Raw genomic sequence first — 14,484 nt, 5'->3', positions numbered from 1 at the left:
AGTAGGAGGTACCCAGTCGTAATTGGGCCCAGCCATACCACCTCCCGCACCCATACCCTCTTACCCTCATTAACTCCAAAACCGTGGACCTCAGCCGGCGCCGTAAGCTTTCCTCGCACGTCGAGACCAGCTCGATGAACGACATCATGTTCTTTTTGATGCTGTTCTTTTTGATCGTGAGTACCATGGTCAACCCCAACGTTATCAAGCTCATGCTGCCTAATGCCCGTTCGGGCAAGGCCGTCATGAAGGAAACCATCAACATCTCGGTGGATGCCGCCGGCCTGTATTTTCTCGACCGGCAGCCCGTAACGGCTGCTACCCTGGAAACGGCCCTGCAGCAGCGTATTGCCGGCCTCGAAGCGCCCACCGTGGTGTTGCGCGTCGACTCGTCGCTAAACGTGCAGAAGCTGGTCGATATCCTCGAAATCGGCAACCGGCTGAAAGTGAAGATGGTGATGGCAACGCAGGCCCAGCAGTCGGGCGGCAAGTAAGAGAAGGTGTGAAATGTGGGAAATGTGAGTAATGTGCTAGTGGCCGTTAGCGCATTGCCCACATTTTGTATTTTGGGCCATTACAACCGCTGATTTTGTGCCTGGTTTTGGAATAATGCCCAGTCAACATGTGTTGATGATGACAGCCGCCCAAAAACCAACCACCACTAACGAAAAACCAACCATGGCTATCGAATACCGCGAACAGCACCGCCGCGAGGCAATTATCGGCACGGTGGTCGTCCACGCGCTGTTGGTGGCGCTGTTTGTCTTCACCGTCTTCAAAGGGCCCGACCCGCCGCTGCTCGGCCTCGGCGGCGACGGGGTGGAGCTGAACTACGGCATCGACGAAGCCGGCTCGGGCGACATTCAGAGCAAAGCTCTGGCCAACGAGTCGCAGAACCGGGAGGACAGCCGCCCGCCCGCGTCCTCACCCGACCCCGAGCCCCGGCCCGTGCAGCAGGCGGCCGAGCCCGTGCCCCAACAGGCGTCCGAGGATAAAATCGTGACCAGCGAAGCCGAGGAAAGCCCCGTGAGCGTACCGCCGGTAGAGAAGCCCGCGCCCAAGCGGGAAGAGGTGAAGGAAGTACCCAAGCCCGTGGAAAAGCCCCGCACTCTGTACACACCCAAAGGCAGCGCCAACGGCGGCGGTAGCGGCGAAAACGGCACCAGCAACGCGGCTACCGGTAACAACAACGGCGACAAACCCGGCTCGGTGGGCGACCAGGGCAACCCCAACGGCTCCCTTGATGCCAAAGCCCTCTATGGGCAGCCCGGTAGTGGCGGCAGCGGCCTGAGCCCCGGCTCGGGCGGACTGGAAATGTCCGGCTGGGCCTTCGTTTCGAAACCCGACGCCCCGGCCTTGGATAACACCTCGGGCTTCGTACGCTTCAAGATTAAAATCAACTCTGACGGCGAAGTGGAGGCTGTCACCAAGGTGTCGGGCAACGTGACGCCGGCCCAGGAGAAAGTGTGCCGCGACGCGCTGGAAAACGCCGACTTCCGCCGTACCAGCTCGGCCGCCGGCGGTGCTACTGGGTTCTATACCTTCAAAATTACGGTGCGCTAGGCGCCGGTTTTACTGCCAATGCAGGGCCGCCGGTCGGATTATTCCGGCCGGCGGTTTTCTTTTGTACTCCCGTTGGCTGCCGAGCCACCAATTTACCGCCCTGTGCCCCCCAACTTTGCCGCATGACTTACGCCGAAACCTTAGCCTACCTCTACGACCAGCTCCCGATGTTTCAGCGCGTGGGCGTGGCCGGCTTCAAGAGCGGCCTGGGCAATACCGAGGCGCTGGCCGAAGCCATGGGCCACCCCGAGCGGCAGTTCAAAGCCATTCACGTGGCCGGCACCAACGGCAAGGGCAGCAGCTCCAACCTGCTGGCGGCCTCGCTGCAGGTGGCCGGCTACCACGTGGGCCTGTATACTTCGCCCCACCTGCGCGAATTCACGGAGCGCATCAAGCTCAACGGCCAGGATCTGGCACCCGACTACCTGGTGGCCTGGGTGGCAAAATGGCGGCCGTTGTTTGAGCAGATCAAACCCTCGTTTTTCGAAATGTGCGTGGCGCTGGCCTACTCATATTTCGCCGAGCAGCAAGTGGATATTGCCGTGGTAGAAGTAGGACTGGGCGGCCGCTTGGATTCAACCAACATCATCACCCCGCTGGTATCGCTCATCACCAACATCAGCCTCGACCACCAGAACCTGCTGGGCGACACGCTGCCGCTGATTGCGGCCGAAAAAGCCGGCATCATCAAGCCCGGCGTGCCCGTCGTCATCAGCCAGACCCAGCCCGCGGTGCAGGCCGTATTCGAGCAGAAAGCCCGGGAGCTGCAGGCCCCAATCCTGTTTGCCGATACGCGCTACCAGGCCACGTTGGCCCAGCCGCCGGCCCCCGACGCAGAAGCTCAGCTGGTGCAGATCAGGCAGGATGGTCAGGCCGAAAGTCCGGCCCTGGAGCTGGGCCTGGTGGGCGACTACCAGCGCCTGAACCTGCCCGGGGTGCTGGCCGTGCTAGACGAGCTGCGCCGGCAGGGCTGGCAAATTCCGGATGCGGCCGTGCGGGAAGGGCTGCGCGACGTGCGCCGCCTCACCGGTTTCCGGGGCCGCTGGACGATATTGGGCCGCCGCCCGCTGGTGATTTGCGACACGGGCCACAACGAGGCCGGCATCCGCTTTATCACGGCCCAGCTGGCGCGTCTGCCTTACCAGCAGCTGCATTTCGTGCTGGGCGTCGTCAACGACAAGGACGTGACCAAGATGCTGGCCCTGCTGCCAGCGGCGGCAACGTATTACTTTTGCCAGGCCAACATTCCCCGGGCCCTACCGGCCGCAGAGCTGGCCGCCCGGGCCGCGGCCGTGGGGCTGCGGGGCTCGGTAGTGGGCCCGGTGCCTGCTGCCGTGGCGGCGGCCCGGGCGGCGGCGGCTCCCGACGACGTGGTATTTATCGGGGGCAGTACCTTTGTAGTAGCCGAAATAGAAGAGCTGTAAGGGTTAGTTGCTGGTTGTCAGTTGTCAGTTAGGCGGATGCCACTCAACAGCTGACAACTAACAACCAGCAACTAACAACTAAATAACAACCAACCCCGAATTCAGTGAGTCGAGTAAAACAGAAGCGCTTTGCCAACAACGCCGAGCGGCCGGATATCGTGGAGCCGGGCAAAGCCAACTTTCAGCAGTTGGGTGGCCGCTGGCAAACCGAGTTTTTTGCCGCGCCCGCGCCCATCACCCTCGAAGTGGGCTGCGGCAAAGGCGACTACACCGTGGGCCTGGCCGAGCGTTACCCGCAGCGCAATTTCCTGGGCCTCGACATCAAGGGGGACCGAATCTGGAAGGGCAGCCACCGGGCCCAGGAGCTGGGGCTCACCAACGTGGGTTTCGTGCGGATGCGGGCCCTGGATTTGCTCCAGCACTTTGGCCACGGCGAGCTGGCTGAAATCTGGATTACGTTCCCGGATCCGCGCCCGCGCCTGGGTGATGCCAAGCGCCGCCTTACCGCCCCGCGCTTCCTGGATCTGTACCAGCACCTGCTACGGCCCGGCGGACTGGTCCACCTCAAAACCGACGACGAGGCCCTGTTCGACTATTCCCTGGACGTGGTACAACAGCGCCCCGGTGCCACCGTGCTGGCCCACACCAAGGACCTCTATGCCACGCCCGAACTGCTGCCGCACGCCGAGGACATTCAGACCCACTACGAAAAGCGCTTCCGGGCCGAAGGCATCCCCATCAAATACCTGCAGTTTCAGCTTAGCTAACCACTTCTGATTATGCCCGCCCTGCCGCCGCTGCACACCGTCCACCTGTTTCCGGTCCTCGACCAGCACCTGCTGACCTTGCTGGCCGAGCTGACGCCCGCGCAGTGGGAGCTGCCCACACTGGCCCCGCGCTGGCGGGTGCGCGACGTGGCCCTGCATCTGCTCGACGGCAACTTGCGCAGCCTTTCCATGCTGCGCGACGGGTATTTCGGGGTGCAGCCCACGGGCGGCTCGTATCCCGAAATAGTAACCTTTCTCAACCAGCTAAATGCCGACTGGATTACGGCCGGGCAGCGGCTGAGCCCACAGATAATTCGGTGGCTGCTGGAGGTGTCGGGGCCGGCGTATAACCGCTACCTGGCCGGCCTCGACCCGGAGGCGCCGGCTACGTTTGCCGTAGCTTGGGCCGGCGAGTCGGAGTCGGCCAACTGGTTTCACATTGCCCGCGACTACACCGAGAAGTGGCACCACCAGCAGCAGATCCGGCAGGCCGTGGGGCAGCCGGCCGCACTGCTCACGCGGGAGCTGTACCACCCGTTTCTGGCCACCTGCCTGCGGGCCTTGCCCTATCACTACCGCGAGGTGGCCGCCGAAACCGGGCAGGTCATTGCTGTTGTTGTAACCGGGGCGGCAGGCGGCACGTGGTATCTGCGGCGCACGGCCAGTGGCTGGGAATTGGGCGAGGCGCCGGAAGCCGCCGGGCCGGTAGCAGCTACCATTACCATTGAGGGCGACGTAGCGTGGCGGCTTTTTACCAAGAGCCTGCCCCGGCCGCTGGCCGAAGCCAGTATTCAGCTCAGCGGGGAGCGGCACCTGGGGGAGCCCATTTTCGGACTGATTACCGTAATGGGCTAGCAGGGTCAGGAGCGGAGCGGCTTATTCGTCCTCCAGCTGCTCGAAGGCGGCTTCCAGCTCAGTGAAGTCGCGCAGGCCGGTCTTGATTTCCTCGCCGCCTTCGAGCACGATGCCGTTGGGCTGGATTTCCTCTACAAACTGCCGCAGGCTGGCCGGCGGGGCGAAGCCGGTGCCGAGCCACAGCTTGTAGGTGCGGGCCTGCTGCGTGAGCTGAGCCCGTTGCATGGCCGTGAGCGTGTCGGAAGGGGGCGTGGCCAGCACGAAGCCGGCCAGGTGGGCCTGCTGGTCGCGGAAGCGCTTTTCCACGTCTTCGGTCAGCATATCCGGAATCCACTTGATGAGCTTCAGGGCCGGCACGCTCAGTTGGGCCAGCTCCTCGGGCGTGCGGCGGCGGTGCAGCAGCACGTAGTGCAGGCCGCAGCTGCTAGCCAGGGCATTGATTTCCGGGGCCGAAAGCGTATCAAACTCGCCAATGAGCTGCACGCCTGCTACCCAGCCGCTGAGCTCCTGCACCAGCGCCGGCTCCACATGATTGGGTAGGGCCGGGTCGAGGCGAAACGTGAGGTAGTCGGCACCCATGCCGGCGCAGTAGCGGGCGTCGGATAGGTTGTTGATGCCGCGTACAAGCACGGAGGTAATCAGGGGCATGGGGCAGAAGATGAGCGGAACGAACAGGAAAAAAGAAAGATGCCGCGGTAATATTCGGCATAAAAACTCATTGCGTCACAACTGGCCTACCGTGGCCCGGCTAAAAAGCCTTCGGTAAAAGCCGGGGATAAGGTTGCCTGGGCGGCCCCAAAACCGGCCTTATTCCTCATTTCGAAGGCCTTCGGTACCTACGAGACGGACTACACCGGCGGACTTCCTACCTTTGCAAGTATGAGCGCCGGAAACTTTCGGCAGCTCTCTTGGCTTTCAACCAATGAATATGAATACTTCAGAATCGAAAGGACGGGTGCTGGTGGCCATGAGCGGCGGCATCGACAGCTCGGTGGCCGCCGTGCTCTTGCACGAACAAGGCTACGAAGTGGTCGGGATGACCATGAAAACGTGGGATTACGCCTCGGCGGGCGGCTCGAAAAAGGAAACCGGCTGCTGCTCGCTCGACAGCATCAACGATGCCCGCCAGATTGCCGTGGAATTGGGCTTCCCGCACTACATCATCGACATTCGCGACGAATTCGGCGACTTCGTTATCGACAACTTCACCACCGAATACTTAGCCGGCCGCACGCCTAACCCGTGCGTGCTCTGCAACACTCATATTAAGTGGGACGCGCTACTGCGCCGGGCCGACCAGCTCGGCTGCGAGTTCATTGCCACCGGCCACTACGCCAACGTGCGCCACGAAAACGGCCGCTACGTGGTCAGCAAGGGCCTCGATGAGCACAAGGACCAGTCGTATGCCCTCTGGGGCGTGTCGCAGGAAAGCCTGGCCCGCACGCTGTTCCCGCTGGGCGGCATGCGCAAAACCGAAATCTACGACGAGGCGCGCCGCCGGGGCTTCACTGAGCTGGTGAACAAACCCGAGAGCTACGAAATCTGCTTTATTCCCGACAACGACTACCGGGGCTTTCTGCGCCGCCGCGTGGAAGGGCTGGAGGAGCGCGTGGCCGGTGGCGAGTTCATTATGCGCGACGGTACCGTGCTGGGCCACCACGAAGGCTACCCGTTCTACACCATCGGGCAGCGCAAGGGGCTGGGCATTGCCTTGGGCTTTCCGGCCTACGTCACCGAAATCCGCCCCGATACCAACCAGGTGGTGCTCGGCAACTACGACGAGCTGGCTAGCACCACCACCTACGTGGGCAAGCTGAACATGGGCAAGCTGGCCTCGCTCGAAGGCCGCGGCCTGGTGCCGGCCACTACCAAAGTACGCTACAACCACAACGGCTCCCCGGCTTTCCTGGAGCAGGTCGGCGACAAAATCCGCGTATATTTCGAGGAGCCGGTGCACGCCATTACCCCGGGCCAGGCGGCCGTCTTCTACGACGGTAACGACGTGCTCGGCGGTGGCTGGATTGAGCGCCACACCATTGCCGAAGTGCCCGACCGGACGCTGGCAACTGCTACTACCGTATGATAAACCGCTATTTGGTTCCGAAACAACTTCTGCGCCTGCTGCCGCTGGCGGCCCTGGCCCTGACCGGCTGTGAGAACGAGACGGTGCCCGGCCCCGAGTCGGGCACCGACTATTACCCGCTGGAAATAGGCAGCTACCGCGTCTACGCCGTGGCCGATACCATCTGGGACGCCTATCAGCGTAAGGTGTCGAGCTATCAGTTTCGGGAAACCATCACCGACCAGATTCCCGATGCCACCGGCCAGCCCAGCTACCGGGTGGTGCGCGCCAAACGGGTGCTGGCCACCGATGCCTGGCGCGACGACAGTGTGATGGTGCTTACCAAAGTGCGGAATGCTGTGCTGCTCACGCGCAACAACCGACGTAGCGTGGAGCTGATATTTCCCGTGCGCAAGGACCGCACCTGGGATATGTATGCCTTTTCCTTTATTGATACTACCACGGTTCAGGAGGATCAAAACCGCCAGTATGAAGCCGTTGATGAGCCTTTCCAGGCGACGGCGGGCGGCAAAGACTACCTCTACCCACACACCCTGACGACGAGTCTGATTGTGGATAATGGCAATCCGTATGGTTCCGATGATGAGTACTACCGCTCGACCTACAGCCAGGTATACGCCAAGGGGATGGGGCCGGTGTACCGGGTGCGTCGCCGCTTCAATTATTGCGACCAGCAGTCTTTGTCGTGCTCCCGCTCCAATACCCGCATTTACAAGGGACAAGCCCGGGTGGAAGTCCTGATTGAGCAAGGCAAGCTCTAGCTTCCGGCCCGGCCGCTTTTGCGGGCCGCCGCGGCAACGTATTTCCGGCGACAGGTGTATTTCACCTGTCGCCTTTTTTGTACTGTACTGCCAGGTGCGGCCCATACTGTCGTTAGCTGGTCTGAAATCCGGTATTTGCGTATCTTCCCGCAAGCTACTTTCACCGAATTCTCCCACACGAATGCGTTTTTCTACTCTGCTGCTGCTTTCGGGCCTGAGTCTGGGCTCCCTTGCCGGTTTTGCCGCTCCCGGCGGCCCCGGTTCGCCCCCCGCGCCGGCCCGGGCCACGGCCACCGTCCGCAAGCACCTGATTTACTTCCGCGACAAAGCCGGCTCGCCCTTCAGCACCGCGCAGCCCCAGGCGTTTCTGTCGGCCCGGGCCGTGCAGCGCCGCACCCGCCAGAACATCAGCGTGCAGCCCCGCGACCTGCCGGTGAACCCGGCCTACGTGACCCAGCTCAAAACCGTGGCCGGGGCCACGCTCTGGTATACCTCGCGCTGGTTTAACGCCGCCGTGGTAGCCTGCGACTCGACCACGCTGGCTACTATTCAGACCCTGCCTTTTGTGGGCAAAGTCGTGACGCTGAACCGCAACCAGAGCGGCACGCGCAAGCTTGATCCGCAGCCGGTAGTATTGCCCCAGGAGGCGCGTACCAGCCCCGCCGACTACGGCACGGCCTACGGGCAGGCCAACATGATTGGGGCCGTCACGATGCACAACGCCAACTTCCGGGGTGAGGGTATCCAGATTGCCGTCTTTGATGCCGGCTTCCCCGGCGTCGACCGGATTCCGGCCTTCGAGCCCCTGTTTCAGGAGCGGCGCCTGGCCAGCACGTTCAACTTCGTGGACAAGACCGGCAGCGTGTTTCTGCGCAACGACCACGGCACCAACTGCCTCTCAACCATGGCCGCCAACCAGGCCGGCTTCTTCATTGGCACGGCCCCGAAAGCCACCTACCATCTGTGCATTACCGAGGACATTGACTCGGAACACCCGGTGGAAGAAATGAACTGGCTGATTGCGGCCGAATATGCTGACTCGGTGGGGGTGGACATCATCAGCTCCTCGCTGGGCTACACCACCTTCGATTTGCCATCGACGGACTACAGCTACGCCGATATGAACGGCCGGACCGCTATTTCGACCCGGGCCGCTGCCGTGGCGGCCCGCGTGGGTATGCTCGTCGTCAATAGCGCCGGTAACGAAGGCAGCAGCAGCTGGCGCTATATCTCGGCCCCGGCCGATGCCGACTCCATCCTGACCGTGGGCGCCGTGGATGCGGCGCTACGGCCGGCCAGCTTCAGCTCTATCGGTCCTACGGCCGATGGCCGTATCAAGCCCAACGTAGCGGCCCAGGGCGTGCAATCAGCTATTCTGACGCCCTCGGGCGCGGCCACGCGCGGCAACGGCACCTCGTTTTCCTGCCCCATCATGGCCGGTATGGTAGCGGGCTTCTGGCAGGCCAACCGCAACCTGACCGCTCAGCAGGTTATCAGCTTTCTGCAGCGCGCCGGCTCCCAGGCTACGGCGCCCGACAACCGCCTCGGCTACGGCATTCCCAACTTTGTAACGGCTTATCAGCTGGCCAACCCTAATACGCCGCTGGCCGCCGCCAACGCCCAGGACCGCCCCGACCTGCTGGCCGTGTACCCCAACCCGAGCCGTACCGACGAGCTGTATGTGCAGCTCACCCCCGATTTTCAGGGCCGCCCGCTGAGTGTGAAGGTGTTTGATGCCCGAGGTGCCGTAGTGGCTCAGCAGCAGCTGCCGGCTACCACGGCCACCCAGGTGCAGCTGCGGCCCGGCCCGCTGGCTAAGGGTGTGTATACCTGCACCATCAGCAGCGGTAAAGGCCAGCAAACTGTGCGGTTCGTGAAACTGTAGATTTGCTAATATTTTTAGTTGACTTAAAAAAAGAGCTTTGCGGTGGGAAACCACGTAAAGCTCTTTTTTATGCCATTTGCTTTTGCTAAACCGGTTTCGAGAATTGTTGATTGTTAAAAATATTAGTATCTTTCTGGCAGATTCAGTTTCCTGCTAACCTTTTGCTGTATGCTACAATTAATGGTCACTAAGCGGATTGGCCGCCGCCAGTTTCACTTCACGGTACAGGGCACCAACTTTCACGAGGTAGTGTCGGAATACGACCGGCTAAGCTTCCCTGACGTGCTGGCCTGCGGCCTATGCGGCTCCGAGAATTTGGACCTGTCCTCGCGCGTGGCTCAGGATAAGTTTAAGTACACCTCCGTCAAGTGCCTCGATTGTCGCGGCGACGTAACCTTCGGCAAAACCCAGAAGGACGACCAGACCGTGTTTCTGCGCAAGAACGAGGCCGGCCAGCTCGACTGGCAAGCCTGGAAAAAGGCGGAGAAATAGACTCTTCCGAAGGGTAGAGTATCGGCGAACCGCGGTTCGGCTGCGCGGCAGTCGGGCGGCGGTTTTGCTTTTCAGCCCGGTTTGCCGGCATTGGCTGGGTTAATCCGGGAAAATCCGGTATTTCAACGGCAGCGGGTATACCAAAACCTGCCCCCCAAACCGTTACCTTCGCACTATGAATCCGACCCGTCGTATCGTGCCGTTGCTGGCTCCCTCTCTGCTTGCCGCCGACTTTGGCAACCTCCAATCCGAAACTGAGCGTCTGGCCGGCAGCGCCGCCGACTGGCTGCACTGCGACATCATGGATGGCCGCTTCGTGCCCAATATCTCCTTCGGTATTCCGGTGCTGCAGGCTATTCACCGCCACGCCCAGCAGCCCCTGGATGTGCACCTAATGATTGAGGAGCCCCAGCACTACCTGGCGGCCTTCCGCGACGCGGGGGCGGCCAACATTACCGTGCACTACGAAGCCTGCCCGCACCTGCACCGGGTCGTGCAGCAAATCAAGGCCCTGGGCTGCCGCGCCGGCGTGGCCCTGAACCCGCACACGCCGGTGAGCGTGCTGGAAGACATCATTGCCGACCTTGACCTGGTGTGCATCATGTCGGTCAATCCGGGCTTCGGCGGGCAGTCGTTTATTCCCAACACCCTGCGCAAGGTAGCGGCCCTGAAAGAGCTCATTGTTGATTACAACTCCAGCGCCCTGATTGAAATTGACGGCGGCGTAAGCCTCGACAACGCCGCGGCGCTGGTAGAGGCCGGGGCCGACGTGCTGGTAGCGGGTAGCTTCGTGTTCAACTCACCCGACCCGGTGGCTACCCTGGCTGAAATGCGCCAGCAGCTCAACGCGCTGGTGGAAGCCGAAGCGCAGTCGTCCCGCTAATGCAGCAGTCGTCTGTTTTCCAGCATACGCTCCGGGCCGGCCTGCTGAGTGCGGCCCTGCTGGTAGCATACCTGCCCGCCGCGCAGGCCCAGCAGACCGCGCGCGTGCTTATCACGGGTACTATTCGCGACGCGGCCGGCGCGCCGGTCGAGCAGGTCAGCATCGGGGTAGAAGGCCAGCCCGGCGGTACCAATACCGACGACAAGGGCCGCTTTGCCCTGAACGTGGTGCGCCCTCTCACCGGCAAGCAGCCCACGCTGGTAGCGCGCCGCCTGGGCTACCAAACCCAGCGCGTGCAGTTGAACCTGGCCGAAACCCGGGAGTTGACCCTCACGCTGGCCCTGGACCCGCGGGCGTTGAAAAACGTGACCGTGCGGGCCCGCAACGACGAGGCCAATACCCGCGAGCAGGTGAGTGTGGTGCGTATCGACCCGCGCGCCGTAAAGGAGCTGCCCTCGGCCTTCGGCGACTTCAACAAGATTCTGACCACGCTGCCGGGCGTGGTGGCCAATAACGAGCTGACCAGCACCTACACCGTGCGGGGCGGCAACTACGACGAAAACCTGGTATACGTCAACGGCATCGAGGTGTACCGCCCGTTTCTGGTGACTTCGGCCCAGCAGGAAGGCCTCAGCTTCGTGAACCCCGATCTGGTGGACCGGATCGAGTTTTCGTCGGGCGGCTGGCAGCCCAAGTACGGCGACCGGCTTTCGTCGGTACTGAGTATCGAGTACAAGAAGCCCCAGCGGTTCGGCGGCTCGGCCACGGCCAGTCTGGTGGGCGGCACGATGCACGTGGAGGCTACTTCGCCCAACAAGCGCCTTAGCTACCTGGCTGGCATCCGCTACAAGAATGCCACCTACGTGCTTCGCTCGCTGAAGCAGCAGCAGGGCGGCTACAACCCTACGTTCTACGACGGGCAGGTGTACCTCAATGCCGCGCTGGGGCCCAAAGACAACCCCGACCGGACCAGCCTGGGCCTGCTGACCACGTTTGCCCACAACGACTTTCGCTTCAACCCCGAGTCGGGGCAGGCCTCGTTCAGCACCGCTACCAACCAGATAACCCGCCTCTATATTGACTATGACGGACGGGAGCGGATGCAGTACGATACCTACCAGGGCGGGCTGAATCTGCGCCACAACTTTACCAGCAACCTGCAGGGTGAGCTGCTGGCAGGTGGTTTTTTCTCCCGGGAGTTTGAGTACCGCGACGTGGAGGCGAAATACAGCTTTGCCGACGTTAACCGGGACCCGAACTCGGACGACTTCAATCAGCCGGTGCGCATCCGGGACGTGGGCTCGCGCTTCGACCACTCGCGCAACACGCTGACGGCGCAGGTGGCCACGCTCGAAGCCCGGGCCCGCTGGACGCCGGGCTCGCGCCACTCGGTGCGCTGGGGAGCCAAAATGGGCCGGGAGAAAATTACCGACCAGCTCAACGAGTACAGCTTCGCCGACTCGGCCGACTTCGTGCCCGACTACCGCCGCACCCGCCTCGTTTCGGACCTCGACCTGAGCAGCACCCGCTACCAGGGCTACGCCCAGCATACCATCGAGCTGGATTCGCTCAAGACGCTGACGTATGGGGTGCGGGCCAACTACTGGTCGGTGAATGAGCAGCTGACGGTGAGCCCGCGGGTACAGTACTCGTTCATTACCCGGCGCAACCCCAACCTGTCGTTTAAGCTGGCCACGGGCGTGTACTACCAGCCGCCGTTCTACCGCGAGCTGCGCGACCAGACCCGGGGCACCCAGGCCACGCCGCAGTCGGTTATGGTGCAGCAGGCCTCGCTGAACCCCGAGCTGCGGGCCCAGCGCAGCCTGCACTTCATTGCCGGCAACGAGTTGCGCTTCCGCCGGTGGGGCCGGCCGTTCGTGTTTACCGGGGAGCTGTACTACAAGCACCTGACCGACGTTATTCCCTACGACATCGACAACGTGCGGCTGCGCTACTTCGCCAAGAACAACGCCAAGGCCTACGCCGCCGGACTCGATACGCGGGTGAGCGGCGAGTTTGTGAAAGGCGTGGAATCCTGGTTCAGCATGGGTATTCTGACGACCCGCGAAAATATCGTGGGCGACTCGGTCAATGTGTATAATGCCCAGGGCGACACCATCGGCCGCACGCCCCAGGGCTACATCCGCCGGCCGGCCGACCAGCGCCTGAACTTCGGTATCTTCTTCCAGGACCAGCTGCCGAACAACCCCTCCGTGAAGGGCTACGTGAACTTCGTATTCGGTACCGGCCTGCCGTTCAGCCCCCCGAATCTGCCCGAGGAACGCGGCACCACCAAGCTGACCCGCTCCTACAAACGCGTGGATCTGGGCTTCTCCAAGGTAATTGCCCTGAGCAACACCGGCGAAACGCGCCGGGCGGGCCATTTGGAAAGTCTGTGGCTGGGCCTGGAAATCTTGAACGTGCTGGCCGCCAACAACGTGGCCGGCTACAGCTACGTGCAGGACGTGAGCGGCCGGACCTACGCCGTGCCCAACTACCTTTCCCGGCGCGTCGTCAATCTGCGAGTTATTGCCCGGTTTTAGGGTGAATGACGGGGAAATAGGCCGTGCTTTTCCTCTTAGAAGAAAATAGAAAGGGCCGCAAGCAGTGCTTGCGGCCCTTTCTATTTTGGTGAGTTTGGGTGGCCACTAAGACCTAAAGCCTAAAATTCTAAAACTGCTAATACGCCTTGCTTTGCCACTCGGTAAGGGTGATGCGCATGTTGGGCTGCCGGGTTTTGAAGTCGGGGTCGTCTCGCTCACCCAGCTTCAGGGCGCGGCGGCCGTAAACGATGGCTGTGCCGTAGTCCTGCTTGGAAGCGAGCAGGCGGGCCTTGATCCAGGTGTTGGTATAAGCTTCCTTCAGGCGTAGCGACTCGTTGATGTACTGCAGAGCCAGCTCGGCCTGAATGTTATTCTGCACCAGGTAGTCGGCGGCCTGGGCCAGCAGCTGCCAGTTTTCGGGGTGGGCTGCCAGCACTTTCTGAATACCGGCCAGGGCTTTGGCATGTACGTCGGTTTCGATGAGCATGCTCACCGTGCGCTTTTCCCACGACAGGTTCAGGCGGGCATTGGCGGGTTTCACCTCCGAAAACCAGTAGACTAAGTTCTCGTGCATCGGCGAGGCTTCGGGTACTACTGGCAGGCGCACCTGGTCGGCTTTGGCGTCGTAGCCTTCGGTGCCCCAGTGGTTGGTCACCCGGTTGAGAATCAGCTCCCAGTCCTGGTCGGATTTGGGCAGTACGTAGAACGAGTATTTACCGGCCGGCACGGCCTGCCCATTCAGCGAAACCGGGTCGGAGAAGGTAAGAATTGTGTTTTCATTGGCTCCCGCGCGCCACACCTGGCCGTAGGGCACCAATTGTCCCCACACGGCCCGGCCCCGCACCGCGGGCGTATGATAGTCGACCGTGACGTCGGTGAGCCCAATGGTCTGCACCAGCAGGGCGTGGGGGCTGGCCTGGGGCAGGGGCAGCTCGGGCACGGCCGCCGTAGGCTTGGTGGTGGCCGGGGCCACTACCCGGATGGAGTCGGCCATCTGGGCCTGAGCCGTAGTGCAGCCACCGGCCAGGACCAGTAGCAGAGCCAGCCGGCCACAGCGGAAAGAAGAAAACAGGTGGGACAATACCATAAGCAGCAATAGGCAGGAGCGGCGGAAACAAAACCAGAAACAACCCGCTCCGAAACAATAGTGCCAGAAACGAGGTTGACCGGGAAGTAAAGCGCAAAGTTCAGGGTTCCGAATATTTATTTTCGGAATAATTTTGTTTCG

13 protein-coding genes are annotated in these 14,484 nt (G+C 62.0%); 11 read left to right on the top strand and 2 right to left on the bottom strand.

The genetic code is table 11. From position 1 onward, the window contains the following. Positions 1 to 83: 83 nt before the first annotated feature. From LGH74_RS18410 to LGH74_RS18390, 5 genes are all read left to right on the top strand, one after another. Entirely contained in the window at positions 84 to 494 is a 411-nt protein-coding gene (locus LGH74_RS18410) for an ExbD/TolR family protein (RefSeq protein ID WP_226177874.1), read from the top strand. Positions 495 to 678: 184 nt separating this feature from the next. Beyond that, positions 679 to 1,563, top strand: coding sequence for a hypothetical protein (locus tag LGH74_RS18405; RefSeq protein WP_226177872.1), 885 nt, complete (start codon positions 679 to 681; stop codon positions 1,561 to 1,563). A 122-nt stretch (positions 1,564 to 1,685) separates the two neighbouring features. Next, complete coding sequence (locus LGH74_RS18400; RefSeq protein WP_226177870.1) at positions 1,686 to 2,987, top strand: bifunctional folylpolyglutamate synthase/dihydrofolate synthase; 1,302 nt, start codon at positions 1,686 to 1,688, stop codon at positions 2,985 to 2,987. A 104-nt stretch (positions 2,988 to 3,091) separates the two neighbouring features. After that, complete coding sequence (gene trmB / locus LGH74_RS18395; RefSeq protein WP_226177868.1) at positions 3,092 to 3,754, top strand: tRNA (guanosine(46)-N7)-methyltransferase TrmB; 663 nt, start codon at positions 3,092 to 3,094, stop codon at positions 3,752 to 3,754. Positions 3,755 to 3,766: 12 nt separating this feature from the next. Continuing rightward, positions 3,767 to 4,609, top strand: a complete 843-nt coding sequence (locus LGH74_RS18390) for a maleylpyruvate isomerase N-terminal domain-containing protein (RefSeq protein ID WP_226177867.1) — start codon at positions 3,767 to 3,769, stop codon at positions 4,607 to 4,609. Between the two features lie 21 nt (positions 4,610 to 4,630). On the opposite strand, the gene LGH74_RS18385 is transcribed toward LGH74_RS18390, so the two are convergent. Next, entirely contained in the window at positions 4,631 to 5,257 is a 627-nt protein-coding gene (locus LGH74_RS18385; protein ID WP_226177865.1) for a beta/alpha barrel domain-containing protein, read from the bottom strand. A 280-nt stretch (positions 5,258 to 5,537) separates the two neighbouring features. Here LGH74_RS18385 and mnmA point away from each other — a divergent pair, with 280 nt between their 5' ends. From mnmA to LGH74_RS18355, 6 genes are all read left to right on the top strand, one after another. After that, complete coding sequence (gene mnmA, locus LGH74_RS18380; RefSeq protein ID WP_226177863.1) at positions 5,538 to 6,692, top strand: tRNA 2-thiouridine(34) synthase MnmA; 1,155 nt, start codon at positions 5,538 to 5,540, stop codon at positions 6,690 to 6,692. Next, positions 6,689 to 7,453 (top strand): hypothetical protein, encoded by a 765-nt coding sequence (locus LGH74_RS18375; protein ID WP_226177861.1) that lies wholly within the window; start codon positions 6,689 to 6,691, stop codon positions 7,451 to 7,453. Before mnmA ends, LGH74_RS18375 begins: the two co-directional genes overlap by 4 nt. Positions 7,454 to 7,634: 181 nt before the next feature. Continuing rightward, positions 7,635 to 9,338 carry a S8 family serine peptidase gene (locus LGH74_RS18370; protein WP_226177859.1) on the top strand — a complete coding sequence of 568 codons (1,704 nt, stop codon included), beginning with the start codon at positions 7,635 to 7,637 and terminating at the stop codon, positions 9,336 to 9,338. 168 nt (positions 9,339 to 9,506) lie between these two features. After that, on the top strand, positions 9,507 to 9,830 hold the full coding sequence (locus LGH74_RS18365) for a hypothetical protein (protein WP_226177858.1): 324 nt from the start codon (positions 9,507 to 9,509) through the stop codon (positions 9,828 to 9,830). Between the two features lie 175 nt (positions 9,831 to 10,005). After that, complete coding sequence (gene rpe / locus LGH74_RS18360; protein ID WP_226177857.1) at positions 10,006 to 10,713, top strand: ribulose-phosphate 3-epimerase; 708 nt, start codon at positions 10,006 to 10,008, stop codon at positions 10,711 to 10,713. Next, a complete protein-coding gene (locus tag LGH74_RS18355; protein ID WP_226177856.1) occupies positions 10,713 to 13,256 on the top strand; it encodes a TonB-dependent receptor in 2,544 nt (847 codons plus the stop codon). Before rpe ends, LGH74_RS18355 begins: the two co-directional genes overlap by 1 nt. 136 nt (positions 13,257 to 13,392) lie before the next feature. On the opposite strand, the gene LGH74_RS18350 is transcribed toward LGH74_RS18355, so the two are convergent. Then, positions 13,393 to 14,343, bottom strand: coding sequence for a DUF2911 domain-containing protein (locus tag LGH74_RS18350; RefSeq protein ID WP_226177855.1), 951 nt, complete (start codon positions 14,341 to 14,343; stop codon positions 13,393 to 13,395). Positions 14,344 to 14,484: the final 141 nt, after the last annotated feature.

The organism is Hymenobacter lucidus (assembly GCF_020447265.1).
Taxonomy (GTDB): domain Bacteria; phylum Bacteroidota; class Bacteroidia; order Cytophagales; family Hymenobacteraceae; genus Hymenobacter; species Hymenobacter lucidus.
This window is presented reverse-complemented; position numbering and strand designations above follow the sequence as displayed.

Coding starts and splice junctions, on each gene's coding strand:
- LGH74_RS18405 (WP_226177872.1), top strand. CDS start 679: ATGGCTATCGAATACCGCGAACAGCACCGCCGCGAGGCAATTATCGGC.
- LGH74_RS18400 (WP_226177870.1), top strand. CDS start 1,686: ATGACTTACGCCGAAACCTTAGCCTACCTCTACGACCAGCTCCCGATG.
- LGH74_RS18390 (WP_226177867.1), top strand. CDS start 3,767: ATGCCCGCCCTGCCGCCGCTGCACACCGTCCACCTGTTTCCGGTCCTC.
- LGH74_RS18385 (WP_226177865.1), bottom strand. CDS start 5,257: ATGCCCCTGATTACCTCCGTGCTTGTACGCGGCATCAACAACCTATCC.
- mnmA (WP_226177863.1), top strand. CDS start 5,538: ATGAATACTTCAGAATCGAAAGGACGGGTGCTGGTGGCCATGAGCGGC.
- LGH74_RS18375 (WP_226177861.1), top strand. CDS start 6,689: ATGATAAACCGCTATTTGGTTCCGAAACAACTTCTGCGCCTGCTGCCG.
- LGH74_RS18370 (WP_226177859.1), top strand. CDS start 7,635: ATGCGTTTTTCTACTCTGCTGCTGCTTTCGGGCCTGAGTCTGGGCTCC.
- LGH74_RS18365 (WP_226177858.1), top strand. CDS start 9,507: ATGCTACAATTAATGGTCACTAAGCGGATTGGCCGCCGCCAGTTTCAC.
- rpe (WP_226177857.1), top strand. CDS start 10,006: ATGAATCCGACCCGTCGTATCGTGCCGTTGCTGGCTCCCTCTCTGCTT.
- LGH74_RS18355 (WP_226177856.1), top strand. CDS start 10,713: ATGCAGCAGTCGTCTGTTTTCCAGCATACGCTCCGGGCCGGCCTGCTG.
- LGH74_RS18350 (WP_226177855.1), bottom strand. CDS start 14,343: ATGGTATTGTCCCACCTGTTTTCTTCTTTCCGCTGTGGCCGGCTGGCT.